This is a genomic window from Streptomyces sp. NPDC096310, from assembly GCF_044763125.1.
Lineage (GTDB): Bacteria > Actinomycetota > Actinomycetes > Streptomycetales > Streptomycetaceae > Streptomyces.
Genome location: NZ_JBIWFO010000004.1, coordinates 165,610 through 192,125, shown reverse-complemented (window position 1 = coordinate 192,125; position 26,516 = coordinate 165,610). Strand labels below are relative to the sequence as shown.

At 70.2% G+C, this 26,516-nt stretch carries 25 protein-coding genes; 24 read left to right on the top strand and 1 reads right to left on the bottom strand.

Annotated features, from left to right (window positions below):
* Window positions 1–11: 11 nt before the first annotated feature.
* The gene (locus ACIQ7D_RS11875; protein ID WP_403936380.1) at window positions 12–431 is read right to left on the bottom strand and encodes a hypothetical protein; all 420 of its coding nucleotides are present in this window, start codon (window positions 429–431) and stop codon (window positions 12–14) included.
* A gap of 113 nt (window positions 432–544) precedes the next feature.
* Here ACIQ7D_RS11875 and ACIQ7D_RS11870 point away from each other — a divergent pair, with 113 nt between their 5' ends.
* From ACIQ7D_RS11870 to ACIQ7D_RS11755, 24 genes are all read left to right on the top strand, one after another.
* Window positions 545–979: a response regulator gene (locus tag ACIQ7D_RS11870; protein WP_403936378.1), complete on the top strand. Its 435-nt coding sequence runs from the start codon at window positions 545–547 to the stop codon at window positions 977–979.
* 56 nt (window positions 980–1,035) lie between these two features.
* Window positions 1,036–2,073: an ArgS-related anticodon-binding protein NrtL gene (nrtL, locus tag ACIQ7D_RS11865; protein ID WP_403936376.1), complete on the top strand. Its 1,038-nt coding sequence runs from the start codon at window positions 1,036–1,038 to the stop codon at window positions 2,071–2,073.
* 58 nt (window positions 2,074–2,131) lie between these two features.
* Window positions 2,132–3,526, top strand: coding sequence for a diaminopimelate decarboxylase (gene lysA, locus ACIQ7D_RS11860; RefSeq protein ID WP_403936374.1), 1,395 nt, complete (start codon window positions 2,132–2,134; stop codon window positions 3,524–3,526).
* 135 nt (window positions 3,527–3,661) lie between these two features.
* Entirely contained in the window at window positions 3,662–4,960 is a 1,299-nt protein-coding gene (locus ACIQ7D_RS11855) for a homoserine dehydrogenase (RefSeq protein WP_403936966.1), read from the top strand.
* Window positions 4,961–4,967: 7 nt separating this feature from the next.
* The gene (gene thrC, locus ACIQ7D_RS11850) at window positions 4,968–6,065 is read left to right on the top strand and encodes a threonine synthase (protein WP_403936372.1); all 1,098 of its coding nucleotides are present in this window, start codon (window positions 4,968–4,970) and stop codon (window positions 6,063–6,065) included.
* 402 nt (window positions 6,066–6,467) lie between these two features.
* Complete coding sequence (gene thrB / locus ACIQ7D_RS11845; protein WP_403936370.1) at window positions 6,468–7,385, top strand: homoserine kinase; 918 nt, start codon at window positions 6,468–6,470, stop codon at window positions 7,383–7,385.
* Between the two features lie 424 nt (window positions 7,386–7,809).
* A complete protein-coding gene (gene rho / locus ACIQ7D_RS11840) occupies window positions 7,810–9,876 on the top strand; it encodes a transcription termination factor Rho (protein ID WP_403936368.1) in 2,067 nt (688 codons plus the stop codon).
* 375 nt (window positions 9,877–10,251) lie between these two features.
* Window positions 10,252–11,352: an LCP family protein gene (locus tag ACIQ7D_RS11835; protein ID WP_403936366.1), complete on the top strand. Its 1,101-nt coding sequence runs from the start codon at window positions 10,252–10,254 to the stop codon at window positions 11,350–11,352.
* A 145-nt stretch (window positions 11,353–11,497) separates the two neighbouring features.
* On the top strand, window positions 11,498–11,722 hold the full coding sequence (gene rpmE / locus ACIQ7D_RS11830) for a 50S ribosomal protein L31 (RefSeq protein ID WP_365811372.1): 225 nt from the start codon (window positions 11,498–11,500) through the stop codon (window positions 11,720–11,722).
* Window positions 11,723–11,894: 172 nt separating this feature from the next.
* Window positions 11,895–12,974, top strand: coding sequence for a peptide chain release factor 1 (prfA, locus tag ACIQ7D_RS11825; protein WP_403936364.1), 1,080 nt, complete (start codon window positions 11,895–11,897; stop codon window positions 12,972–12,974).
* Window positions 12,975–13,028: 54 nt separating this feature from the next.
* Window positions 13,029–13,913: a peptide chain release factor N(5)-glutamine methyltransferase gene (gene prmC / locus ACIQ7D_RS11820; RefSeq protein WP_403936362.1), complete on the top strand. Its 885-nt coding sequence runs from the start codon at window positions 13,029–13,031 to the stop codon at window positions 13,911–13,913.
* A 105-nt stretch (window positions 13,914–14,018) separates the two neighbouring features.
* Window positions 14,019–14,666: an L-threonylcarbamoyladenylate synthase gene (locus ACIQ7D_RS11815; protein WP_385007356.1), complete on the top strand. Its 648-nt coding sequence runs from the start codon at window positions 14,019–14,021 to the stop codon at window positions 14,664–14,666.
* Window positions 14,663–15,316, top strand: coding sequence for a protein-tyrosine-phosphatase (locus ACIQ7D_RS11810; RefSeq protein ID WP_403936360.1), 654 nt, complete (start codon window positions 14,663–14,665; stop codon window positions 15,314–15,316). Before ACIQ7D_RS11815 ends, ACIQ7D_RS11810 begins: the two co-directional genes overlap by 4 nt.
* A gap of 256 nt (window positions 15,317–15,572) precedes the next feature.
* Entirely contained in the window at window positions 15,573–16,778 is a 1,206-nt protein-coding gene (gene glyA, locus ACIQ7D_RS11805; RefSeq protein WP_403936964.1) for a serine hydroxymethyltransferase, read from the top strand.
* Window positions 16,779–16,911: 133 nt separating this feature from the next.
* Window positions 16,912–18,306, top strand: coding sequence for an MraY family glycosyltransferase (locus tag ACIQ7D_RS11800; protein ID WP_403936359.1), 1,395 nt, complete (start codon window positions 16,912–16,914; stop codon window positions 18,304–18,306).
* Window positions 18,307–18,580: 274 nt separating this feature from the next.
* Window positions 18,581–19,018 (top strand): hypothetical protein, encoded by a 438-nt coding sequence (locus tag ACIQ7D_RS11795; RefSeq protein WP_403936357.1) that lies wholly within the window; start codon window positions 18,581–18,583, stop codon window positions 19,016–19,018.
* Window positions 19,019–19,243: 225 nt separating this feature from the next.
* Window positions 19,244–20,065, top strand: coding sequence for a F0F1 ATP synthase subunit A (atpB, locus tag ACIQ7D_RS11790; protein WP_403936355.1), 822 nt, complete (start codon window positions 19,244–19,246; stop codon window positions 20,063–20,065).
* Window positions 20,066–20,141: 76 nt separating this feature from the next.
* Window positions 20,142–20,372, top strand: coding sequence for an ATP synthase F0 subunit C (gene atpE / locus ACIQ7D_RS11785; protein WP_365631763.1), 231 nt, complete (start codon window positions 20,142–20,144; stop codon window positions 20,370–20,372).
* Between the two features lie 42 nt (window positions 20,373–20,414).
* On the top strand, window positions 20,415–20,969 hold the full coding sequence (locus ACIQ7D_RS11780; RefSeq protein WP_403936353.1) for a F0F1 ATP synthase subunit B: 555 nt from the start codon (window positions 20,415–20,417) through the stop codon (window positions 20,967–20,969).
* A 2-nt stretch (window positions 20,970–20,971) separates the two neighbouring features.
* A complete protein-coding gene (locus tag ACIQ7D_RS11775) occupies window positions 20,972–21,787 on the top strand; it encodes a F0F1 ATP synthase subunit delta (RefSeq protein WP_403936962.1) in 816 nt (271 codons plus the stop codon).
* Window positions 21,788–21,944: 157 nt separating this feature from the next.
* The gene (gene atpA, locus ACIQ7D_RS11770) at window positions 21,945–23,540 is read left to right on the top strand and encodes a F0F1 ATP synthase subunit alpha (RefSeq protein WP_403936351.1); all 1,596 of its coding nucleotides are present in this window, start codon (window positions 21,945–21,947) and stop codon (window positions 23,538–23,540) included.
* Window positions 23,541–23,560: 20 nt separating this feature from the next.
* On the top strand, window positions 23,561–24,493 hold the full coding sequence (locus tag ACIQ7D_RS11765) for a F0F1 ATP synthase subunit gamma (RefSeq protein ID WP_403936349.1): 933 nt from the start codon (window positions 23,561–23,563) through the stop codon (window positions 24,491–24,493).
* Window positions 24,493–25,947, top strand: a complete 1,455-nt coding sequence (gene atpD / locus ACIQ7D_RS11760) for a F0F1 ATP synthase subunit beta (protein WP_403936347.1) — start codon at window positions 24,493–24,495, stop codon at window positions 25,945–25,947. Before ACIQ7D_RS11765 ends, atpD begins: the two co-directional genes overlap by 1 nt.
* 121 nt (window positions 25,948–26,068) lie before the next feature.
* On the top strand, window positions 26,069–26,443 hold the full coding sequence (locus tag ACIQ7D_RS11755) for a F0F1 ATP synthase subunit epsilon (protein ID WP_403936346.1): 375 nt from the start codon (window positions 26,069–26,071) through the stop codon (window positions 26,441–26,443).
* Window positions 26,444–26,516 lie beyond the last annotated feature (73 nt).

Below are 26,516 nucleotides of genomic sequence, written 5' to 3'. Positions count from 1 at the left end.
CGCCCGCGCCGCTACCCCTGCCCCGCCTCGTCCGGGCGGGACATCCGCAGCGCCAGCTCGCGCAGCAGCTCCTCCGATGTGATGTCCGTGCGCCCGGCGTCATGGACCCGGGCCAGCTCCGTGAAGACGAAGGTGAACGCCCCGATGAGCTGCATGATCGGGGGCAGCGCCGCCTCCGTCACCGAGTGGGCCGCCTCCAGCGGGGTGGCCTCCGAGGAGACCGTGAAGGACGGGAAGACCTCGGCGAGCAGCGAACCGATCTGCCCCGCGCCGCTGTCGCCGCTCTCCACACCGCCGCCGCCCTCCACCCCGGCCGGCGGTTCCGCGCCGCCCGCCTCGCCCGGCTCCGCGTCACGGCGGGCCGTGCGGATCCACTCCGCGGACTGCGTGAGAATGCCGATGGCCCTGAGGACGACTTCGTTCTGCTCCATGGACCAAGACTCTAGGTCGGGGCGTACGAGTAGTGGGCGAGAGGCGGGCGCGGGGCGGGGCGGAAGTCGGCAAAACCCGGACGCGGCACCGGCTTCGGACCTACTCTCAAGTTGTGTCTGGAGCGTCCGGCCGGGTGCTCGTTGTCGACGACAACAGGGTCATCAGGCAACTGATCAGGGTCAATCTCGAACTTGAGGGCTTCGAGGTCGTGACCGCGGCCGACGGTGCCGAATGCCTGGACGTCGTCCACGAAGTCGCCCCCGACGTCATCACGCTCGACGTGGTCATGCCCCGCCTCGACGGCCTGCGCACCGCCGCCCGGCTGCGCGCCGACCCCCGGACCAGCCTGGTGCCCATCGCGATCGTCAGCGCCTGCACGCAGTACGAGATGAACACCGGCACCGCCGCGGGCGTGGACGGCTTCCTCGCCAAGCCCTTCGAACCGGCCGACCTCGTCCGCCTCGTACGCCGCCTGCGCCACCAGGAGGGCCCGCCCTCCCTGGACGGCCGGCACGGCGCCGGGCACGCGGGCCGCACCCTGGGCTGACCGCATCGCGAAACCGGTTGGCGGGCAGCCCCCCTCCCTCGCCTACGCTGGACCCCGTGACCCCCGCAGAGCTCTCCCGAACCGTGCTGCACGCCGTGTGCCGCGCGGTCGAGGACGACGCCCTGCCGGGGCCCGTGCCCGAACGGGTCGCCGTCGACCGGCCCCGCCCCGGCGGCCGGGGGGACTACGCCACCAACGTCGCGCTCCGGCTCGCGGGCCCCGCCGGGCGCCCGCCCCGCGAGGTCGCCGAGATCCTGCGCACCACCCTGCTGCGCACCGCGCCCGGATCCGGGATCGAACGCGTCGAGATCACCGGACCCGGCTTCTTGAACTTCACCCTCGCCGCGGGCAGCCGCGCCGACGCCCGCACCGGTCTGCTCCGTACGATCCGGCGCGCCGGAACGCGCTACGGACACGGTGACGCCCTCGCCGGGACCACCGCCGCCCTGGCGCCCGCCGAGGAGCCACGGGCCGCCCTGTGGACGCGTACGGCCGTGAAGCTGCTCCGTACCCAGGGCGCCGAGGCCGCCGTGGTCCCCGGCGCCGCCGAGGCGCTGCGCCCGGTTCCCGTCCCCGCACCCACCACCGCCGACGACCTGTACGCCCGGCTCGGGCCCGACGCCGCCCACTGGGCGCTGCTGCGGCCCGCCGCGCACGACCGGCCGTACACCGACGGCGAGGCCGCCCGCGCGCTGCTCGTCCAGCGCGAGAGCAACGGCCTCTTCCTCGTGCGCTACGCGTACGCCCGCACGCGCGCCGCCGCGCGCGCCGCCGGACAGCTCTCCCTCACCCCGGCGGAGACCGCCGGCACGCTCGCCGAGGCCCCCGCCACCGCCCTTCTCACCCTCCTCGGCGACCATCCCGCCGTTCTCGGAGCCGCCGCCCGGCTGCGCGCCCCCGACCGGCTCGCCCGCCATCTCGAACACGTCGCGGACGCCTTCCTGCGCTTCCAGGAGACCTGCCACCCGCTGCCCCTCGGCGACGAGAAACCCTCGGCCGCCCACCGGTCCCGGCTCGCGCTCGCCGAAGCCACCGGGACGGTGCTGGCCGGCGGCCTGTCCCTGCTCGGCGTCGATGCCCCGGAACACCTGTGAACGGAGCATCCGTGACCGTTCCGCACACCTCCGAGAAGAAGCCAAGAGAGCCACGCACATGAGCCGTTCCGCACACCCCGCAGGCCCCCGCCACGCCGACGTACTCACCGAGGGCCACTACACCGCGCCCGCCGCCGACCTCAACGCCCTGGACGAGAAGGTCTGGTCGCGTACGGTGCGCCGTGGCGAGGACGGCGTGGTGACCCTCGCGGGGATCGAAGTGACCCGGCTGGCCGAGGAGTTCGGCACCCCCGCGTACTTCCTCGACGAGGCCGACTTCCGCGCCCGCTGCCGTGCCTGGGCCGACGCCTTCGGCGCGGACGCCGATGTCTTCTACGCCGGCAAGGCCTTCCTCTCCCGCGCCGTCGTGCGCTGGCTGCACGAGGAAGGGCTCAACCTCGACGTGTGCTCCGGCGGCGAGCTGGCCACCGCCCTTTCCGCCGGGATGCCCGCCGAGCGCATCGCCTTCCACGGGAACAACAAGTCCACCGAGGAGATCGAGCGCGCCGTCACCGCCGGGGTCGGCCGGATCGTCCTCGACTCCTTCCAGGAGATCGTGCGCGTCGCCCATGTCGCGCAGCGCCTCGGCAAGCGCCAGCCCGTGCAGATCCGGGTCACGGTCGGCGTGGAGGCGCACACGCACGAGTTCATCGCCACCGCCCACGAGGACCAGAAGTTCGGCATCGCCCTCGCCGGCGGACAGGCCGCCGAGGCCGTCCGCCGGGCCCTCAAGCTCGACGGCCTCGAACTGATCGGCATCCACTCGCACATCGGCTCGCAGATCTTCGACATGGCGGGCTTCGAGGTCTCCGCCCGCCGCGTCGTCCAGCTCCTCGCCGAGGTGCGCGACGAGCACGGCGTGGAACTGCCCGAGATCGACCTCGGCGGCGGCCTCGGTATCGCGTACACCTCCGAGGACGACCCGCGCGAGCCGCACGACATCGCCAAGGCGCTCACCGACATCGTCACCCGTGAGTGTGAGTCCGCCGGGCTGCGCACGCCGCGTATCTCCGTCGAACCGGGACGCGCCATCGTGGGCCCGACGGCCTTCACGCTGTACGAGGTCGGCACGATCAAGCCGCTCGACGGGCTCCGCACGTATGTCAGTGTGGACGGTGGCATGTCCGACAACATCCGTACGGCTCTCTACGACGCCGAGTACAGCGTGGCGCTCGTCTCCCGCTCCTCCGACGCCGAGGCGATGCTGACCCGCGTCGTCGGCAAGCACTGCGAGAGCGGCGACATCGTCGTGCGGGACGCGTTCCTCCCCGCGGACCTGGCCCCCGGCGACCTGCTCGCGGTGCCTGCCACCGGTGCGTACTGCCGCTCGATGGCGAGCAACTACAACCACGCGCTCCGCCCGCCCGTCGTCGCCGTCAGGGACGGCGAGGCCCGGGTGATCGTCCGGCGCGAGACGGAGGAAGATCTGTTGCGTCTCGATGTCGGTCACTGAAATACATGTCTCGCAATCTGGACGAGGGGCAGAAACTCCCGTCCGGTGAGTGAGACTGGTTGGCAATCACGCTGCCGTCTGATCTCGACGGCCGGTCGCGTGCGATGACATTGGATGAAAGGCGTAGGTCGGATGATGCGTACGCGTCCGCTGAAGGTGGCGCTGCTGGGCTGTGGTGTGGTCGGCTCAGAGGTGGCGCGCATCATGACGACGCACGCCGACGACCTCGCCGCGCGGATCGGGGCCCCGGTGGAGCTGGCCGGGGTCGCCGTCCGGCGCCCTGACAGGGTGCGCGCGGGCATCGACCCGTCGCTCATCACCACCGACGCGACCGCCCTGGTCAAACGGGGTGACATCGATGTGGTGGTCGAGGTCATCGGCGGCATCGAGCCCGCCCGTACGCTGATCACCACCGCCTTCGAGCACGGCGCCTCCGTCGTCTCCGCCAACAAGGCGCTGCTCGCCGAGGACGGCACGACGCTCTACGACGCCGCCGCCCGGCACGACCGCGACCTGTACTTCGAGGCGGCCGTCGCGGGCGCCATCCCGCTGGTCAGGCCGCTCCGCGAGTCCCTCGCCGGGGACAAGGTCAACCGTGTCCTCGGCATCGTCAACGGCACGACCAACTTCATCCTCGACCGGATGGACAGCGCGGGCTCCGGCTACTCCGAGGCGCTCGACGAGGCCACCGCCCTCGGGTACGCCGAGGCCGACCCCACCGCCGACGTCGAGGGCTTCGACGCCGCCGCCAAGGCCGCCATCCTCGCCGGGATCGCCTTCCACACCCGCGTGCGCCTCGACGACGTGCACCGCGAGGGCATCACGGAGGTCACCTCCGCCGATCTCGCCTCCGCCAAGCGCATGGGCTGCACGGTCAAGCTCCTCGCGATCTGCGAGCGCGCCGCCGACGGCCGCTCCGTCACCGCCCGTGTCCACCCGGCGATGATCCCGCTCAGCCACCCGCTCGCCTCCGTGCGCGAGGCGTACAACGCGGTCTTCATCGAGGCCGAGGCGGCCGGGCAGCTCATGTTCTACGGCCCCGGCGCGGGCGGCTCCCCGACGGCCTCCGCCGTCCTCGGCGACCTCGTCGCCGTCTGCCGCAACAAGCTCGCGGGGGCCACCGGCCCCGGCGAGTCCGCGTACACCCAGCTTCCCGTCAGCCCCATGGGCGACGTGGTGACGCGCTACCACATCAGTCTCGACGTGGCCGACAAACCGGGTGTGCTCGCCCAGGTCGCGACGGTCTTCGCCGAGCACGGCGTGTCCATCGACACGGTCCGCCAGAAGGGCCGGCAGGACGGTGCGGGCGAGGCCGCCCTCGTCGTCGTCACCCACCGCGCGGCCGACGCGGCCCTCTCGGGGACCGTCGCGGCGCTGCGCAAGCTCGACACCGTGCGCGGTGTCGCCAGCATCATGCGTGTTGAAGGGGAGTAAGGGACCCATGACCAGCAATGGCCTGACCAGCGGCGGCAGCCGTGAGGGCGTCCACCAGTGGCGCGGCATCATCGAGGAGTACCGGCACCGCCTCCCGGTGACGGAGAAGACGCCGGTCGTCACCCTCCGCGAGGGCGGTACGCCGCTCGTTCCGGCACAGGTGCTCTCCGAGCGTACGGGCTGTGAGGTACATCTCAAGGTCGAGGGCGCCAACCCCACCGGCTCCTTCAAGGACCGTGGCATGACCATGGCCATCACCCGTGCCAAGGAGGAGGGCGCCCAGGCCGTCATCTGCGCCTCCACCGGCAACACCTCGGCATCGGCCGCCGCCTACGCCGTACGGGCCGGGATGGTCTGCGCCGTGCTGGTGCCCCAGGGCAAGATCGCCATCGGCAAGATGGGCCAGGCACTGGTCCACGGCGCGAAGATCCTCCAGGTCGAGGGGAACTTCGACGACTGTCTGACGCTGGCCCGCTCGCTCTCCGACAACTACCCGGTGGCGCTGGTCAATTCGGTCAATCCGGTCCGTATCCAGGGCCAGAAGACCGCCGCGTTCGAGATCGTGGACGCGCTCGGCGACGCCCCGGACATCCATGTACTGCCCGTCGGCAACGCCGGCAACATCACGGCCTACTGGAAGGGCTACACCGAGTACGCCGCCGACGGTGTGGCGGGGCGTACGCCGCGCATGTGGGGCTTCCAGGCGTCCGGCTCCGCGCCCATCGTGCGCGGCGAGATCGTCAAGGACCCGCACACCGTCGCCACCGCGATCCGGATCGGCAACCCGGCCTCCTGGCAGTACGCGCTGGCCGCCCGCGACGAGTCGGGCGGTTTCATCGACGAGGTGACCGACCGTCAGATCCTCGCCGCCTACCGGCTGTTGGCCTCCCAGGAGGGCGTCTTCGTCGAGCCCGCCTCGGCCGCCTCCGTGGCCGGCCTGCTCAAGGCCGCGGACGAGGGCAAGGTCGACCCCGGCCAGCGCATCGTCTGCACCGTGACCGGGAACGGCCTCAAGGATCCCGACTGGGCCGTCGCCGGGGCGCCCCAGCCGGTCACCGTACCCGTCGACGCGGTCGCCGCCGCGGCCCGCCTCGGCCTCGTCTGACACCTCCTCCGCCCGGACGGCGGGCGGTCCGTGAACGGACCGGCATCGGGCCGTACGCGAGGACCGGCATCGGGCCGTACGCGAGGACCGGCATCGGCGCACAGGCAGGCACGCGACACGCATCGTGCGCCTCCTGTGCGCCCTGTGTCGCCACGGATCCATCCTTCGATAAGCTGTACCCAATCCGCCCCGCCGCATATGCCGTGGTGCTGCCGCTGTCGTGGCCCCGGGCGTTCCGCACGGCCTTCTCGAAACCTCCTCCCGCACCACCCGGAACCCCTCACCGCCACGCAAGTCCGTCGTAACTCCGTCAAGCCGTCAAGCCGTCGAGCCGTCACCTCGGCAAGACCGGCAGCAAGCCGTAAGCCCAGTACCGCAGTCACAAGGAGAGTCGTCAGAGCGATGGCCGGTCCCGCGTTCCGCGCCGCCGCCGTACGGGTGCGCACCCCCGCCACCAGCGCCAACCTCGGCCCTGGCTTCGACGCCCTGGGCCTGTCGCTGGGGCTCTACGACGACGTGGTGGTCCGCGTCGCCGACTCGGGGCTGCACGTCGACATCGCGGGTGAGGGCGCCGAGACGCTTCCCCGCGACGAGAACCATCTCCTCGTACGGTCCCTGCGCACCGCCTTCGACCTGCTCGGCGGACAGCCGCGCGGCCTGGAGGTCGTCTGCGCCAACCGCATCCCGCACGGCCGCGGCCTGGGTTCCTCCTCGGCGGCCATCTGCGCCGGGATCGTGGCCGCCCGCGCCGTCACCATAGGCGGGGACGCGCGGCTCGACGACGCGGCGCTGCTGGAGCTGGCGACCGAGATCGAGGGGCACCCCGACAATGTCGCCGCCTGTCTGCTCGGCGGCTTCACGCTCGCCTGGATGGACGGGGGAGCGGCCCGCGCCATCAGGATGGACCCCGTCGGTTCCATCGTTCCGGTGGTCTTCGTACCCGGCAAGGCGGTCCTGACGGAGACGGCACGCGGCCTGCTGCCGCGTACGGTCCCCCATGTGGACGCGGCGGCCAACGCCGGTCGTGCGGCCCTCCTCGTCGAGGCCATGACCCGGCGCCCCGAGCTGCTGCTGCCCGCCACGGAGGACCGCCTCCACCAGGACTACCGGGCCCCGGCGATGCCCGAGAGCATCGCTCTGGTCAACCGGCTGCGCGCGGACGGCGTCCCTGCAGTCGTGTCCGGCGCGGGCCCCACGGTGCTCGCGCTGGTCGAGGACGGCGCGGCCGACAAGGTCGCGCGGCTCGCGGGTGAGGGATGGGCCGCCAACCGGCTCTCCCTCGACGCCGCGGGGGCGAGCGTTCTGCCGCTCGGCTCGTAGGGCTCGCAGAGCTCTTGGCGAGAACAGCCACAGGAGATTGCCGGTGAGGGAGAGGGGGAATGTTTGTTGGAGCCGGTAGTGTTAACCTCAAGTCTGCAACCGACGTCTTTCAGGCGCGGTGCTTCGTGTCCCACATCGGGACCGCCCTTCTTCCGGGAGCCTCCCCAACTGCCTGAGCAGCCTGCCTGAGCAGTTTTGAGCACGCACCGGAACCGGCACGACACCCCCCGTTTTTCCCAGCGGTGGGCCGAGCAGGGGGACCTCGGGCCGGACCCATCGCTTGTATGCACGTTTGCAGATTTTCTCCGCCGTATACCCGGCGGGACCACCGCCCCGGCCCGGTCCACACGAATGGGACCGCAGCCGGCAGCACAACCGGTCGCCGAGCCAGAAGGCCGACGTCCGCTCCAGGGAAGGACCCTTCGTGAGCGACACCACCGATCTGATGGGCGTGACTGCCGACAGCAGTGTCGACACCACCGCGCCCGCCGAAGGTGCTGCCACTGGCACCACCGCACGGCGCCGCCGCTCCGGCACCGGCCTTGACGGCATGGTCCTGGCCGAGTTGCAGCAGGTCGCGTCGGGCCTCGGCATCAGGGGCACCGCGCGGATGCGCAAGAGCCAGTTGATCGAGGTCATCAAGGAAGCGCAGGCCGGAGGCGGCTCGGCGGCCAAGGCCGCCGGTGCCAACGGCAGCGCCGACGCAGAGACCAAGCCCAAGCGCAGGGCGACCTCCAAGGCCCGTACGGGCGAGGCCGCCGCGTCGGCCGAGGAGAAGGCGGGCCAGGCCGAGCAGGCCGTGACCCAGCAGCAGATCGACATCCCCGGCCAGCCCGCCAGCGACGACCAGCCCACGGGCGAGCGCCGCCGCCGCAGGGCCACCGCACAGGCCGGCAGCCCCGACGCGAAGGCGGAAGCCGCGGTGGACGCCCCGGCCGACGTCAAGGTCGAGGAGCGCACCGAGGCGGCCGTGGCGGCCTCCGGCGGCTCCGGCGCCCAGAACGACGGCGACGGCCGGCGCGGAGACCGCCAGGACCGCGGCCAGCGCGGCGACCGTGACCGTGACCGCGAGGGACGCCGCGACCGCCAGCGCGACCGCCGTGGCAAGGGCGACGACCAGCAGGGCCAGCAGCAGGGCGGCGGCAACCGCCAGCAGCAGGGCGGCCGCGGCGACCGTGACAACCGCGGCGGCGGCCAGGGCCAGAGCAGCGGCCCCCAGAACAGCGGCCCCCAGGACGACTTCGACGACGAGGCGGGCGGCCGGCGCGGCCGGCGCGGCCGCTACCGCGACCGCCGTGGCCGTCGCGGGCGCGACGAGTTCGGCCCCGGCGAGCCGCAGGTAGCCGACGACGATGTGCTGATCCCCGTCGCGGGCATCCTCGACATCCTCGACAACTACGCGTTCATCAGGACCTCCGGCTACCTGCCGGGCCCGAACGACGTGTACGTCTCGCTCGCCCAGGTCCGCAAGAACGGCCTGCGCAAGGGCGACCACGTCACCGGAGCGGTCCGTCAGCCCAAGGACGGCGAGCGCCGCGAGAAGTTCAACGCGCTCGTCCGCCTCGACTCCGCCAACGGCATGGGGGCCGAATCCGGCCGCGGCCGCCCGGAGTTCCAGAAGCTGACCCCGCTCTACCCGCAGGACCGGCTCCGTCTGGAGACCGACCCGGGCGTGCTGACCACGCGGATCATCGACCTCGTCGCACCGATCGGCAAGGGCCAGCGCGGTCTGATCGTGGCCCCGCCGAAGACCGGCAAGACCATGATCCTCCAGGCCATCGCCAACGCGATCACGGTCAACAGCCCCGAGTGCCACCTGATGGTCGTCCTCGTCGACGAGCGGCCCGAAGAGGTCACCGACATGCAGCGGTCGGTCAAGGGCGAGGTCATCTCCTCGACCTTCGACCGTCCGGCCGAGGACCACACCACCGTCGCCGAACTGGCCATCGAGCGCGCCAAGCGCCTCGTGGAGCTGGGCCACGACGTGGTCGTCCTGCTCGACTCCATCACCCGTCTGGGCCGCGCGTACAACCTCGCGGCGCCGGCTTCCGGACGCATCCTGTCCGGTGGTGTCGACTCGACCGCGCTCTACCCGCCCAAGCGCTTCTTCGGCGCGGCGCGCAACATCGAGGACGGCGGCTCGCTGACCATCCTGGCCACCGCGCTCGTCGAGACCGGCTCGCGCATGGACGAGGTGATCTTCGAGGAGTTCAAGGGCACCGGCAACATGGAGCTCAAGCTCGACCGGAAGCTCTCCGACAAGCGCATCTTCCCGGCGGTCGACGTGGACGCGTCCTCCACCCGTAAGGAAGAGATCTTGCTCGGCGGCGAGGAACTGGCCGTCGTCTGGAAGCTGCGCCGGGTGCTGCACGCGCTCGACCAGCAGCAGGCGATCGAGCTGCTCCTGGACAAGATGAAGAAGACCAAGTCCAACGCGGAGTTCCTGCTCCAGATCCAGAAGACGACCCCGGGCTCCAACGGCAACGACTGACCGGACCCCGAAGCGTCTGCCGTACGGCCCTCTCGTACGGCGAGAACCGCCCCGTCACCCCAGGTGACGGGGCGGTTTCCGTGTCAGGGGCCTGTTCTGGCCCCGGAGACTTATCCCACAGGCCCTCTGCGGGCCTCTGAACGCCCCCTGACGGCCCCCGCACGCCGAAACCGCAGGTGAGTGGCGGTAGGAAGGGGCGGGGCGCCGGAGCGGGCCGGGGGCGGGGCGCCGCCGGTCCCTGTTGCGGTCCGGACATTCCCTGCGCATGCTGTGGAACCCTTCTTGGTGCTTCACTGTCTGTACAAGTGGCGACAAAATGCGCCTCGTCATCACGGCAGGAGGTAACGGGGCCCGCACGACGGACAGAGGGAGATCATGGGCGACGGGATCAGCAGCCGAATACGGGGCAGCGGCACACGCCGCAGAAAGCCGGGCGGGCGCCGCCGCGCCACCGTCATCGCCGCGTGGTCCGCGGCGGCCCTGGTCCTCGTCGGCGGCTCCGGCGTCGGCTACGTCTACTTCAAGCTCAACGGCAACCTCCAAGGCGTCGACATCAACGCCCAGCTCGGCGGCGACCGTCCCGCCGACTCCGGCGACGGCTCCCAGAACATCCTGGTCCTCGGCTCTGACTCGCGCTCCGGCGCCAACGCCGAGTACGGCACGGACGGCGGCGGCGCCCGCTCGGACACCGCGATGATCGTCCACATTTACAAGGGCCACAAGAAGGCCAGTGTGGTCTCCGTACCGCGCGACACCCTCGTCGACCGCCCCGCCTGCACCGGCCCCGACGGAACCGCGGAGGCCGGCCGGCGGCTCGTCATGTTCAACACGGCGTACGAGGTCGGCGGCCCCGCCTGCGCGGTCAAGACCGTCGAACAGATGTCGGGCCTGCGGATGGACCACTACATCGAGGTCGACTTCACCGGCTTCAAGAAGCTCATCAACACCCTCGGCGGGGTGAAGATCACCACCACGCGGGCCATCGACGACCCCAAGAGCCATCTCAGGCTCGCCCCCGGCACGCACACCCTGAACGGGGAGCAGTCGCTCGGTCTCGTACGGACCCGCCACAGCGTCGGGGACGGCAGCGACCTCGGCCGTATCCAGCTCCAGCAGTCCTTCATCAAGGCGCTGATCGAGCAGGTCAAGAGCGTGGGCGTGTTCAGCAGTCCGAAGAAGCTCTACGACCTGGCCGACGCCGCCACCCGCGCGATCACCCCGGACTCCCAGCTCGACACCGTCAACAAGCTGGTCGGATTCGCCGGCGGGCTCAAGGACCTCGGCGCCAGGGACGTCCACATGGTCACGCTCCCGGTCCGGTACGACCCCGCGGACCCGAACCGCGTCCTGCCCCTCCCGGCCGCCACCCAGCAGGTCTGGACGGCCCTCAAGCAGGACAGGCCGATCCCCGCCTCCGCCACCAGGGACTCGGCGGGCGACAAGGGCTCGGCACACAGCGTGGTCAACGCGGGCTGACGCCCGCGCGGCCCCGGAATACTTCCGGCCGCCCCCCGGTTTTGGGAGATACGGCCGGTCCTGGCAGACTGGTACGTCGGCCCCGGTTCACGTCCGCGCAATCAGCGCGTACGACCCGGCGCCCTCCCGGAACTAGGAGAACCCCTTGAAGCGCGATATCCACCCCGCGTACGTCGAGACCCAGGTCAGCTGCACCTGCGGTGCGTCGTTCACCACCCGCAGCACCATCGAGTCGGGCACGATCCGTGCCGACCTGTGCTCCGAGTGCCACCCGTTCTACACGGGCAAGCAGAAGATCCTCGACACCGGTGGCCGTGTGGCCCGCTTCGAGGCCCGCTTCGGCAAGGCCGCCGGCTCCGCCAAGAAGTAGCGAGCCACCTGCGCCGGTCCTCGGCGCCCCGTACCCGCGGGGCGCCGGGACCGGCGCTTTGGCGTCCCGCAGCACTGCCGGTCCACCTGTGCGGCCCCCTCCGTCCAGGCAGCATCCTCTGCACGGCAGCACCTTCTTTACGCGCGTCACGCGAGAAACACGGAGCCCCCGAATGTTCGAGGCGGTCGAGGAACTGATCGGCGAGCACGCCGGTCTGGAGAAACAGCTCGCCGACCCGTCGGTCCACGCGGACCAGGCCAACGCGCGCAAGCTCAACAAGCGTTACGCCGAGCTGACCCCGATCGTCGCCACGTACCGCTCCTGGAAGCAGACCGGCGAGGACATCACCACCGCCCGTGAGTTCGCGGCCGACGACCCCGACTTCGCCGCCGAGGCCAAGGTCCTGGAGAAGCAGCGCGACGAGCTGACCGAGAAACTGCGCCTCCTCCTCGTGCCGCGCGACCCCAGCGACGACAAGGACGTCATCCTGGAGGTCAAGGCCGGCGCGGGCGGCGACGAATCCGCGCTCTTCGCCGGCGACCTGCTCCGCATGTACCTGCGGTACGCGGAGCGCGTCGGCTGGAAGACCGAGATCATCGACGCCACCGAGTCCGAGCTGGGCGGCTACAAGGACGTCCAGGTCGCCGTCAAGACCAAGGGCGGCAACGGGGCCACCGAGCCCGGACAGGGCGTGTGGGCGCGGCTGAAGTACGAGGGCGGCGTGCACCGCGTGCAGCGCGTGCCCTCCACCGAGTCGCAGGGCCGTATCCACACCTCGGCCGCCGGTGTGCTCGTCACGCCCGAGGCCGAGGAGGTCGACGTCGAGATCCACGCCAACGATCTCCGTATCGACGTCTACCGCTCCTCCGGCCCCGGCGGCCAGTCCGTCAACACCACCGACTCCGCCGTACGCATCACCCACCTGCCGACCGGAGTCGTCGCCTCCTGCCAGAACGAGAAGAGCCAGCTCCAGAACAAGGAGCAGGCCCTGCGTATCCTGCGGTCGCGGCTGCTCGCCGCCGCCCAGGAGGAGGCCGAGAAGAACGCGGCGGACGCCCGGCGCAGCCAGGTCCGTACCGTCGACCGGTCCGAGAAGATCCGTACGTACAACTTCCCGGAAAACCGCATCTCGGACCACCGTGTCGGTTTCAAGGCGTACAACTTGGACCAGGTGCTCGACGGGGACCTGGACGCCGTCATCCAGGCATGCGTCGACGCCGACTCCGCCGCGAAGCTAGCAGCCGCCCAGTAAAAGACCTGTGGCCACCGCCCCAGGTGACCACACTCGCAGTCCGGAGGAACCAGCGTGCAGCCACATTCTGGGGGGCCCAGCGACTCCCAGCGGCGCAGCCTGCTGCTCGCGGAGGTGGCCCAGGCCACCCAGCGGCTGGCCGACGCGGGCGTGCCCTCGCCGCGTTTCGACGCGGAGGAGCTCGCCGCGTACGTGCACGCCGTCAAACGGGGAGAGCTGCACCGCGTCAAGGACGCCGACTTCGACGCCCGCTACTGGGAGGCCGTGGCGCGCCGCGAGGCCCGCGAACCGCTCCAGCACATCACCGGACGGGCCTTCTTCCGCTACCTGGAACTCCAGGTCGGCCCCGGTGTCTTCGTGCCCCGCCCGGAGACCGAGTCGGTCGTCGGCTGGGCGATAGACGCCGTACGCGCCATGGACGTCGTCGAGCCGGTCGTCGTCGACCTGTGCTCGGGCTCCGGCGCGATCGCGCTCGCCATGGCGCAGGAGGTGCCGCGCTCGCGCGTGCACGCCGTGGAGCTGTCCGAGTCCGCCCTGACCTGGACGCGGAAGAACGCCGAGGGGTCCAGGGTCACCGTGCACCAGGGAGACGCCCTGAGCGCCCTTCCCGAGCTGGACGGCCAGGTCGACCTGGTCATCTCCAACCCGCCGTACATCCCGCTGACCGAGTGGGAGTACGTCGCCCCCGAGGCCCGCGACCATGACCCGGAGATGGCCCTCTTCTCCGGCGAGGACGGTCTCGACACGATCCGTGGCATCGAACGCACCGCGCACCGGCTGCTGCGGCCCGGCGGCCTCGTCGTCATCGAGCACGCGGACACGCAGGGCGGACAGGTCCCGTGGATCTTCAGCGAGGAGTCCGGCTGGGCGGACGCCGCGGACCACCCGGACCTGAACAAGCGCCCGCGCTTCGCCACGGCACGCAAGGCGATGCCGTGACCCCTCCCGCGACCGCCACGCCCGCTCCTCGTGCCCCTTCCGTACCTCACGACCCTTCCGCTTCGATGACCCAGACCGTGTACGCGCACGAGGAGGCTTCCTGAAATGGCCCGGCGATACGACTGCAACGACGCGACCGACCGCACCACGGGTCTGCGAGAGGCCGCGTCGGCCGTGCGCCGCGGTGAGCTGGTCGTGCTGCCCACCGACACCGTGTACGGGATCGGTGCGGACGCCTTCAGCTCCGAGGCCGTCGCCGATCTGCTGGACGCCAAGGGCCGGGGCCGCAACATGCCCACCCCCGTCCTGATCGGCTCCCCGAACACCCTGCACGGCCTCGTCACGGACTTCTCCGAACAGGCCTGGGAACTGGTCGACGCGTTCTGGCCGGGCGCCCTGACCCTGGTCGCCAAGCACCAGCCGTCCCTCCAGTGGGACCTGGGGGACACCCGGGGCACCGTCGCGATCCGGATGCCGCTGCACCCCGTGGCGATCGAACTGCTCACCGAGGTCGGCCCGATGGCCGTCTCCAGCGCCAACCTCACGGGACACCCGGCCCCCGAGACCTGCGACGCGGCCCAGGAGATGCTGGGGGACTCCGTCTCCGTCTACCTCGACGGCGGCCCGACGCCCGCGAACGTACCGTCCTCGATCGTCGACGTCACCGGCAGCGTTCCGGTGCTGCTGCGGGCCGGCGCCCTCGACGCGGAGGAGCTCCGCAAGGTGGTACCCGACCTTGAGGTGGCCAATTGACCGCCCCTGAGGGGCGTGGCATAGCGGAGACCTCAACCACCGGCACCACCTTCCGCATCCTCCACGTCAGTACCGGCAATGTCTGCCGCTCGCCCATCACCGAGCGGCTCAACCGGCATGCCCTGACCGACCGCCTGGGGGAGCGGCTGACCGGCGGCCTGATCGTGGAGAGCGCCGGCACCTGGGGGCACGAGGGCGCCCCCATGGAGGCCAACGCGGAGGCCGTCCTCGCCGACTTCGGAGCGGACGCCTCCGGCTTCGTCGGCCGCGAACTGCTCGACGAACACGTCATCCGCGCGGACCTGGTCCTCACCGCGACCCGCGACCACCGGGCCCAGGTCATCTCGATGGGCCACTCGGCGGGCCTGCGCACCTTCACGCTGAAGGAGTTCACGCGCCTGGTGCGCGCCATAGACCCCGCGACCCTGCCCGACCCCCTGGACGAGGGCGTCGTGGAGCGCGCCCGCGCCCTGGTCCGCGCGGCGGCGGCGCTCCGCGGCTGGCTGCTCGCGCCGACGGCGGAGGCGGACGAGGTGTACGACCCGTACGGGGCGCCGATCACGTTCTTCCGCTCCATCGGCGAGGAGATCCACCAGGCGCTCGACCCGGTCGTCACGGCACTGACAGGCGTCCCCGCGCGGTCGTCCTAAAGGGCTCGGTTCGCCTACGGGGCGCTTCATGCCACTGTCGCTCACTCGCCGGCCAGGCGCGCGGACGGGCCGAAGACTCCTGCACCGGGCGGGGTGAGGCTTCGCGGCCTACATTGGAGGCGTCACGCCCCACCGAGGTCCGGAGCCCGTCATGCCGGTCGTCATCGAACCCCACGCGGAGCCTCACCCGGGCCCCCACGCGGCCCTGAGCGCGCCGGAAGCGGCGCTGGAGGTCCTGCGGCGGCAGGATCCCGAGATGGCCGAGATCATTCTCGGTGAGGCGCGGCGCCAGGCCGACAGCCTGCAGCTCATCGCCGCCGAGAACTTCACCTCGCCCGCCGTGCTCGCGGCCCTCGGCTCCCCGCTCGCCAACAAGTACGCCGAGGGCTACCCCGGCGCCCGCCACCACGGCGGCTGCGAGCTGGTGGACGCCGCCGAGCGGGTCGCCGTCGAACGGGCGCGGGCGCTGTTCGGGGCCGAGCACGCCAACGTACAGCCGCATTCGGGCTCGTCCGCCGTGCTCGCGGCGTACGCCGCGCTGCTGCGGCCCGGGGACACGGTTCTCGCCATGGGGTTGACGTACGGCGGGCACCTCACGCACGGCTCTCCCGTCAACTTCTCGGGACGGTGGTTCGACTTCGTGGGGTACGGGGTCGACGCGCGGACCGGGCTCATCGACTACGCGCAGGTGCGCCACCTGGCGCGGACACACCGCCCCAAGGCGCTGGTGTGCGGTTCGATCTCCTATCCGCGCCATGTCGACTACGCGGCCTTCAGAGAGATCGCCGACGATGTGGGCGCCTATCTGATCGCCGACGCGGCGCACCCCATCGGGCTGGTCGCCGGGGGTGCGGCGCCCAGCCCCGTGCCGTACGCGGACATCGTGTGCGCGACGACGCACAAGGTGCTGCGCGGACCGCGTGGCGGGATGATCCTGTGCGGCGCGGAGTACGCGGAGCGTGTGGACCGCGCCGTGTTCCCGTTCACGCAGGGCGGCGCCCAGATGCACACGATCGCCGCCAAGGCGGTCGCCTTCGGGGAGGCGGCCACTCCCGCGTACGCCACGTACGCCCACCAGGTGGTCGCCAACGCGCGGGCGCTGGCCGAGGCGCTGACCGAGCAGGGTCTCGGGATCAGCACGGACGGCACGGACACGCATCTGCTCACCGTCGATCCCGCGCCGCTCGGCGTGGACGGCAGGGCCGCGCGCGGCCGGCTCGCGGCGGCGGGCCTCGTGGTGGACACCTGCGCGCTGCCGTACGCGGGCGCCCGCGGCGTCCGGCTGGGGACGGCCGCCGTGACCACTCAGGGCATGCGTGAGGGCGAGATGGGGCGGATCGGGGCCATCATCGCCTCGGCGCTGCGCGAGGGCGCTGAGGGGGCGCCTGGGGCCCAGGGCGCGCTGCGGGAGACGGTGAAGGAGCTGGTCGGTCGTTTCCCGCCGTATCCGAACGTTTCCTGAATGGAATTTTCCGTACGGGGAACCCGTGCAACCGTTCCGCTCCATCCGTTGTCCTGGCTCATATAGCGACCGGGTTTCCGTCGAGGGGTCCGGCGCGGGCTAGTCTGTGGGGCTGAGATGGCCAGCGATTCCTGTGGGGCAGCCCGTGCGTGATTACCTGCTGACGCTCTGCGTGACGGCCGCGGTGACCTATCTGCTGACCGGGCCGGTGCGGAAGTTCGCCATCGCGACCGGAGCGATGCCGGAGATCCGTGCCCGCGACGTGCACCGCGAACCGACGCCGAGGCTCGGCGGCATCGCCATGTTCTTCGGCATGTGCGCCGGACTGCTCGTCGCCGACAACCTGCAGAACCTCAACGGGGTCTTCGAGTTGTCGAACGAGCCGCGCGCGCTGCTCTCCGGAGCCGCGCTGATCTGGCTGATCGGTGTCCTCGACGACAAGTTCGAGATCGACGCCCTGATCAAGCTCGGCGCGCAGATGATCGCGGCGGGTGTGATGGTCATGCAGGGTCTGACGATCCTGTGGATCCCGGTCCCCGGTGTCGGCACGGTCGCGCTGACCTCGTGGCAGGGCACCCTGCTGACCGTGGCGCTGGTGGTGATCACCATCAACGCGGTCAACTTCGTGGACGGTCTCGACGGTCTCGCGGCCGGCATGGTCTGCATCGCCGCGGCGGCGTTCTTCCTGTACACGTACCGGATCTGGTACGGGTACGGCATCGAGGCGGCCGCCCCCGCGACGCTCTTCGCGGCGATCCTGATGGGCATGTGCGTGGGCTTCCTGCCGCACAACATGCACCCGGCGCGGATCTTCATGGGCGACTCGGGATCGATGCTGATCGGTCTGGTGCTCGCGGCGGGCGCGATCTCGGTGACCGGCCAGGTCGACCCGGACGCGCTGAAGATCTTCGAGGGCTCCACCCGCCAGGCCACCCACGCGGCGCTGCCGGTCTTCATCCCGCTGCTGCTGCCGCTGACGATCATCGCGATCCCGTTCGCCGACCTGGTGCTGGCGGTCGTACGCCGTACCTGGAACGGGAAGTCGCCGTTCGCCGCCGACCGCGGCCACCTGCACCACCGGCTGCTGGAGATCGGCCACTCGCACAGCAGGTCGGTGCTGATCATGTACTTCTGGTCGGCGCTGATCGCCTTCGGCGTGGTCGCGTACTCGGTGCACTCGGCGTCGATGTGGATCCTGCTGGTCGTGGTGGCGCTGAGCGCGGTGGGCCTGGTGCTTCTGCTGCTGCCGCGCTTCACGCCGCGTGCCCCGCTGTGGGCGCAGGCGTTCGTACCGCCGCGCTACCGGCGCAGCGGGCGTGCGGAGGCGGAGGCCGGGGTGTCCGAGGCATGGGAAGGCGTGGAGGGGAGCGTGGAGGGTGCGGCGGCCGGGGCCCCCTGTGTCCACGCACAGGAGCACGAGCCGCCCGCCGAGGTTCGTACGCCCGTTCCGGCCGGCGTCAACGGAGCGACCGCCATCGGCGCTCGTTCGCGTCTACCCGATCGCAGGAAGGCCGGCTCCCGGCAGTGACCGGGCACCCATTTCCCCCGCCGGTCCCCAATACCAGACAAGATGCCGCCCTGTCATGCACACACGCGCGGCGTCCCACTCATGTGTGACAGTCAGCACACCCCCATGGTAAAGACCTCATCAAATAGTTTGTGATACTGTTCACGAGACCCGGCGACAGAGCCGAAGGACCGTAGTGCGACGGTCCGTTGGCCCGAGAAACTCATCCTCGGACCGGGCCTACGCTCGTCTGTGACGACACCACCTGCCCCACCCATTCAGCGGAGCTGCCGCCATGCCGTCCAACGACGTCCGGAACCTCCTTCACACCGCCGTGCCCACCGCGGCCGTCGGCGCCGTCGCCGCGGCCGTCAGTGCCGTGGTCGCCGGCGGCAAGGGGGCGCTGGGAGCCGCTGTCGGCGCGCTGGTGGTGATCGTTTTCATGGGCATCGGGCTCGTGGTGCTCGAACGCACGGCCAAGTCACTTCCGCACCTTTTCCAGGCGATGGGCCTGATGCTGTACACGGCCCAGCTCCTGTTGCTCGTCATCTTTGTCGGTCTGTTCAAGAACACGACACTGTTCGAACCGAAGGCGTTCGCCTTCACTCTCGTCGTGGCGACCCTCGTCTGGATCGCCGCACAGGCGCGTGCCCACATGAAAGCCAAGATCCTCTACGTCGAACCCGAGTCCTCGACGGCCGGAAAGGCCGAGAAGTCAGGGTCTTCGGCGTGAGGGGTAGGGCCGGGATAAGTGCCCGTTCGGGATCCTGCTATCGTCCGGTGCCAACTGCGGCATTGCGGGCGCGGGCATCCGAGCTGACGCCTGTTCCCACGCGAGGCTCAACGCCCGACCGCCGTCCCCACATCCGTCACACCAGTCCAGTGCCGAACCGCGGCTGCGCGCCGCGCCGACACAACGAGGTTGCCGTACCTATGCGCCATGCTGAAGGAGCCCGCGGTGAGTGCTGACCCGACGCAGGTGCTCGCCTTCGAGACCGACTGCCACATCTTCGACGGTTGTGGCTTTCCGGCACCCGGCCTGCACTCGTTCCTGTTCCAGCCGATCTTCGGCGACGCGGACAGCAACGTGTACTTCAACAAGACGATGCTCCTGGCGCTGCTCGGCTCGATCATCATCGTCGGCTTCTTCTGGGCCGCTTTCCGGAAGCCGAAGGTCGTCCCGGGCAAGCTCCAGATGGTGGCCGAGGCCGGCTACGACTTCGTCCGGCGCGGCGTCGTCTACGAGACGATCGGCAAGAAGGAGGGCGAGAAGTACGTTCCGCTCGTCGTCTCGCTGTTCTTCTTCATCTGGATGATGAACCTCTGGTCGATCGTCCCGGTCGCCCAGTTCCCGGTGACCTCGATCATCGCGTACCCGGTCGGCCTGGCCGCCATCGTCTACATCACGTGGGTCTCGCTGACCTTCAAGCGGCACGGCTTCGTCGGCGCCTTCAAGAACTTCACCGGCTACGACAAGTCGCTCGGTCCGGTTCTGCCGCTGGCCATGACCATCGAGTTCTTCTCGAACCTGATCGTCCGGCCGTTCACCCACGCGGTGCGACTGTTCGCCAACATGTTCGCGGGCCACACGCTGCTGCTGCTCTTCACGATCGCCAGTTGGTACCTGCTGAACGGGATCGGCATCGCCTACGCCGGTGTCTCGTTCGTGATGGTCATCGTGATGACCGCCTTCGAGCTGTTCATCCAGGCCGTCCAGGCCTATGTGTTCGTCCTCCTGACGTGCAGCTTCATCCAGGGCGCGCTCGCCGAGAGCCACTGAACGCCCACCACTTCAGATCCCGCAGACGTCCGGTGGCCAACCCCCACCGGTCCGTGAAAGAGAAGGAAGAATCAGCATGGCTGCCACTGAGACCCTTGCCGCCGTCACCGGCTCCCTCAGCTCCGTCGGTTACGGTCTTGCCGCCATCGGCCCCGGCGTCGGCGTCGGCATCATCTTCGGTAACGGTACGCAGGCCCTGGCCCGTCAGCCCGAGGCCGCCGGCCTCATCCGCGCCAACCAGATCCTCGGTTTCGCGTTCTGTGAGGCGCTGGCCCTCATCGGCCTGGTCATGCCCTTCGTCTACTAAGACGAACGCGACCACCAGCTTTATTAGACGAAAGGCACTGATGTGAACCCTCTGGTTCAGCTCGCGGCGGAGGGGGCGGAAAACCCGCTCATCCCGCCGATCCCCGAGCTCGTCATCGGCCTGATCGCCTTTGTCATCGTCTTCGGCTTCCTCGCCAAGAAGCTCCTCCCGAACATCAACAAGGTTCTGGACGAGCGCCGCGAGGCCATCGAGGGCGGGATCGAGCAGGCGGAGGCCGCCAAGACCGAGGCCCAGAGCGTGCTGGAGCAGTACAAGGCCCAGCTCGCCGAAGCCCGGCACGAGGCCGCCCGGCTCCGCCAGGAGGCGACCGAGCAGGGCACCGTCATCATCCAGGAGATGAAGGCGGAAGGTCAGCGGCAGCGGGAAGAGATCATCGCCGCCGGACACGCCCAGATCGAGGCGGACCGCAAGGCCGCGGCCAGCGCGCTCCGTCAGGACGTGGGCAAGCTCGCCACCGACCTGGCCGGCAAGCTCGTCGGCGAGTCCCTGGAGGACAGCGCCCGGCAGAGCCGCACCATCGACCGCTTCCTCGACGAGCTCGAGGACGGCGCATCGAAGGCCGAGGCCATCCGATGACGGTGCGCGGAGCCAGCCGCGAGGCGCAGTCCGCCGCGCGTGAGCGTCTCGACGCGCTGACCGACTCCACGTCGGTCGACGCCGCGAAGCTCGCGGACGAGCTGGCCGCGGTCACCGCGCTGCTCCAGCGCGAGGTGTCGCTGCGCCGGGTCCTGACCGACCCGGCACGGACCGCCGAGTCCAAGGCCGAGCTGGCCGGGTCGCTGCTGCGTGGCCAGGTGGGCGGTTCCACCGTCGACCTGGTCACCGGTATGGTCCGTAGCCGCTGGTCACAGCCGCGCGACCTGGTCGACTCGATCGAGGAGCTCGCCTCCGTCGCCGAGCTGACCGACGCGCAGCGGGCCGGCGGACTGGACGACGTGGAGGACGAGCTGTTCCGGTTCGGCCGGATCACCGAGTCCAGCCCCGCGCTGCGGTCCGCGCTCACCGACCAGGCGGCGACGGTCTCCGCCAAGACCGCGCTGCTGCACAGCCTGCTCGGCGGCCGGGCCAATCCGGCCACCGAACGCCTGGTAGTGCGTCTTGTGACCCAGCCCCGGGGACGTAGCCTGGAAGCGGGTCTCCAGACCCTCTCCCGGCTCGCCGCGGCGCGCCGGGACCGCATGGTCGCCGTCGTCACCTCGGCGGTGCCGCTCACCGAAGGACAGAAGCAGCGCCTCGGCGCGGCCCTGGCCAAGCTGTACGGCCACCCGATGCATCTGAACCTCGACGTGGACCCCGAGGTCCTCGGCGGAGTGTCGGTACGCGTCGGTGACGAGGTCGTCAACGGCACGGTCGCGGACCGTCTCGACGAGGCGACCCGGCGGCTGGCCGGCTGAGGCCGGCAGATCTTCAGAGTTACAGAGCGACAGAGCAGGACCAGCGGCCCGGTTGGGCCGTGCAGAGAATTGCAGAAGATTCCTGGGGGTCGCCCCAGGGGCAAGAACGCAGACCCCCAAGAAACTTCGGGCCCAACAAGGAGAGCAGGGAACCCAGATGGCGGAGCTCACGATCCGGCCGGAGGAGATCCGGGACGCGCTGGAGAACTTTGTCCAGTCGTACAAGCCGGACGCGGCCTCGCGCGAGGAGGTCGGTACGGTCAGCGTGGCCGGCGACGGTATCGCCAAGGTCGAGGGACTGCCCTCGGCCATGGCGAACGAGCTGCTGAAGTTCGAGGACGGCACCCTCGGTCTCGCCCTCAACCTTGAGGAGCGCGAGATCGGTTCGATCGTCCTCGGTGAGTTCAGCGGTATCGAGGAGGGGCAGTCGGTCACCCGTACCGGCGAGGTCCTCTCCGTGGCGGTCGGCGAGGGATACCTCGGTCGCGTCGTCGACCCCCTCGGCCACCCGATCGACGGTCTCGGCGAGATCGCGACCGAGGGCCGCCGCGCCCTCGAACTGCAGGCCCCCGGCGTCATGGTCCGCAAGTCGGTCCACGAGCCGATGCAGACCGGCTACAAGGCTGTCGACGCCATGGTGCCGATCGGCCGCGGCCAGCGTCAGCTCATCATCGGCGACCGCCAGACCGGCAAGACCGCCCTGGCCGTCGACACGATCATCAACCAGCGTGACAACTGGCGCTCGGGCGACACGAACAAGCAGGTCCGCTGCATCTACGTCGCCATCGGCCAGAAGGGCTCCACCATCGCGTCCGTACGCGGTGCGCTGGAGGAGGCCGGCGCGCTGGAGTACACGACCATCGTCGCCGCCCCCGCGTCCGACCCGGCCGGCTTCAAGTACCTGGCGCCGTACACCGGTTCGGCCATCGGCCAGCACTGGATGTACGAGGGCAAGCACGTCCTCATCATCTTCGACGACCTCTCGAAGCAGGCCGACGCCTACCGCGCCGTGTCCCTGCTGCTGCGCCGCCCGCCGGGCCGTGAGGCGTACCCGGGTGACGTCTTCTACCTGCACTCGCGTCTGCTGGAGCGCTGCGCCAAGCTCTCCGACGAGCTGGGTGCCGGTTCGATGACGGGTCTGCCGATCGTCGAGACGAAGGCCAACGACGTCTCCGCGTTCATCCCGACCAACGTCATCTCCATCACCGACGGCCAGTGCTTCCTGGAGTCCGACCTGTTCAACGCCGGCCAGCGGCCCGCGCTGAACGTCGGTATCTCGGTCTCCCGTGTCGGTGGCTCCGCCCAGCACAAGGCCATGAAGCAGGTCTCGGGACGGCTCCGTGTGGACCTCGCCCAGTACCGCGAGCTGGAGGCGTTCGCGTCCTTCGGTTCCGACCTGGACGCGGCCTCCAAGGCCTCGCTGGAGCGCGGCAAGCGCATGGTCGAGCTGCTGAAGCAGCCCCAGTACGCGCCGTTCCCGATGGAGGAGCAGGTCGTCTCCGTCTGGGCCGGCACCACCGGCAAGATGGACGACGTACCGGTCGAGGACATCCGCCGCTTCGAGAGCGAGCTGCTGGAGCACCTGCGCCGCGAGCGCAAGGAGCTGCTGACCAGCATCGCCGAGGGCGGCAAGATGTCGGACGACACGCTGCAGTCGGTCGGGGACGCCATCGCCGCCTTCAAGCGGCAGTTCGAGACGTCGGACGGGCAGCTCCTCGGGGACGACGCGCCGGCCGTCAACGCCTCCAAGTGACGACGGAAGGGACCTGACTCATGGGAGCCCAGCTCCGGGTCTACAAGCGTCGCATCAAATCCGTCACCGCGACCAAGAAGATCACCAAGGCGATGGAGATGATCGCCGCCTCGCGCATCGTCAAGGCGCAGCGCCAGGTGGCGGCCTCGACGCCGTACGCGACCGAGCTCACCCGCGCGGTGACCGCGGTGGCGACCGGCTCCACGACCAAGCACCCCCTGACGACCGAGGTCGAGCGGCCGACCCGGGCCGCGGTCCTGCTCATCACGAGCGACCGCGGATTGGCCGGCGGCTACTCCTCGAACGCGATCAAGGCGGCCGAGCGTCTGACGACCCGGCTCAGCAGTGAGCGCAAGGACGTCGTGACCTACATCGTGGGTCGCAAGGGAGTCGCGTACTACGGCTTCCGTGAGCGTCCGGTCGAGGACTCGTGGACGGGCTTCACGGACAACCCCACCTACGCCGACGCGAAGGCGGTGGCCGCCCCGCTCATCGAGGCGATCACCAAGGACACCACGCACGGTGGGGTGGACGAGATCCACATCGTCTTCACCGAGTTCATCTCGATGATGACGCAGACCCCGATCGAGAACCGGCTGCTGCCGCTGGCGCTCACCCCGAGCACCGCGGAGGAGTCGGCCGAGGTCCTCAAGCGGGGGGGCGAGGTCCTTCCGCTGTTCGACTTCGAGCCGTCGGCGGAGGACGTCCTCGACGCCCTGCTGCCGCGCTACGTCGAGAGCCGTATCTACAACGCGCTGCTCCAGGCCGCCGCTTCCAAGCACGCTGCCACCCGCCGCGCGATGAAGTCGGCGACCGACAACGCCGGGGATCTCATCAAGAGCCTTTCCCGGCTTGCCAACGCGGCCCGCCAGGCCGAAATCACCCAGGAAATCAGCGAGATCGTCGGTGGCGCGAGCGCCCTGGCCGACGCGACCGCGGGGAGTGAAAATTAATGACGACCACAGTTGAGGCGGCCACCCCGGGGAGCACGGCCGCGGGCCGCGTATCCCGGGTCATCGGCCCGGTCGTCGACGTGGAGTTCCCCGTCGACGCGATGCCGGAGATCTACAACGCGCTGCACGTCGAGGTGGCCGACCCGGCCGAGGACGGCAAGCTCAAGACGCTGACCCTCGAAGTCGCCCAGCACCTGGGCGAGGGACTGGTCCGCGCGGTCTCGATGCAGCCCACCGACGGTCTGGTCCGCCAGGCCCCGGTGACCGACACGGGCAACGGCATCACCGTGCCCGTCGGCGACATCACCAAGGGCAAGGTGTTCAACACCCTCGGTCAGATCCTGAACGAGCCGGCCGCCGAGGCGCAGGTCACCGAGCGCTGGCCGATCCACCGCAAGGCCCCGGCCTTCGACCAGCTTGAGTCGAAGACCGAGATGTTCGAGACCGGCCTGAAGGTCGTCGACCTGCTGACCCCGTACGTCAAGGGCGGCAAGATCGGTCTGTTCGGTGGTGCGGGCGTCGGCAAGACCGTCCTCATCCAGGAAATGATCATGCGTGTGGCCAAGCTGCACGACGGTGTCTCGGTGTTCGCCGGTGTCGGTGAGCGCACGCGTGAGGGCAACGACCTCATCGACGAGATGACCGAGTCGGGCGTGCTGGACAAGACCGCGCTGGTCTTCGGCCAGATGGACGAGCCGCCGGGCACGCGTCTGCGGGTGGCGCTCTCCGCGCTGACCATGGCGGAGTACTTCCGCGATGTGCAGAAGCAGGACGTGCTGCTCTTCATCGACAACATCTTCCGCTTCACCCAGGCCGGTTCCGAGGTCTCCACGCTGCTCGGCCGTATGCCGTCCGCGGTGGGGTACCAGCCGACCCTGGCGGACGAGATGGGTGTGCTCCAGGAGCGCATCACGTCGACCCGTGGTCACTCGATCACCTCGATGCAGGCGATCTACGTGCCCGCGGACGACCTGACCGACCCGGCCCCGGCCACGACCTTCGCGCACCTCGACGCGACGACCGTGCTGTCGCGTCCGATCTCGGAGAAGGGCATCTACCCGGCGGTGGACCCGCTGGACTCGACGTCCCGCATCCTGGACCCGCGGTACATCTCGCAGGACCACTACGACGCGGCCAGCCGCGTCAAGGGGATCCTGCAGAAGAACAAGGACCTCCAGGACATCATCGCGATCCTCGGTATCGACGAGCTGAGCGAAGAGGACAAGCTCGTCGTCCAGCGCGCCCGTCGCGTCGAGCGCTTCCTGTCGCAGAACACCCACGCCGCCAAGCAGTTCACCGGCCTGGACGGTTCGGACGTACCGCTCGACGAGTCGATCGCCGCGTTCAACGCGATCTGCGAAGGGGAGTACGACCACTTCCCCGAGCAGGCGTTCTTCATGTGCGGTGGCCTGGACGACCTGAAGGCCAAGGCCAAGGAACTCGGCGTCTCCTGAGCCTCCGGTTCGGGGAGGGGGGCGGGTTTGTCCCGCCCCCCTCCGACGCTGTCATCGACACCCCATAGAATTGAAGCCAACACCCGGCGAAACGGCCGGGTGGTGACCCGAGGAGCCACCCATGGCTGCTGAGCTGCATGTCGAGCTGGTCGCCGCGGACCGCAGTGTCTGGTCCGGCGAGGCCACGCTGGTCGTCGCGCGTACCACCTCCGGCGACATCGGCGTCATGCCCGGTCACCAGCCGCTGCTCGGTGTGCTGGAGTCGGGCCCGGTGACCATTCGTACGAGTGACGGCGGAACGGTCGTGGCGGCTGTCCACGGCGGTTTCCTGTCGTTCGCCGACAACAAGCTGTCGCTGCTCGCGGAGATCGCCGAGCTTGCGGACGAGATCGACACCCAGCGCGCCGAGCGTGCGCTGGAGCGTGCCAAGTCGGGTGAGGACGACGCCGCCGAGCGTCGCGCCTCCGTCCGACTGGGCGCGGTGGCGGCGCGTTAGCGCGGCGTCGCAACGGATTCACCCTCAGCCGCGGCTCGCTCCGGACCCTTCCGGACCGGGTCGCGGCTGAGGC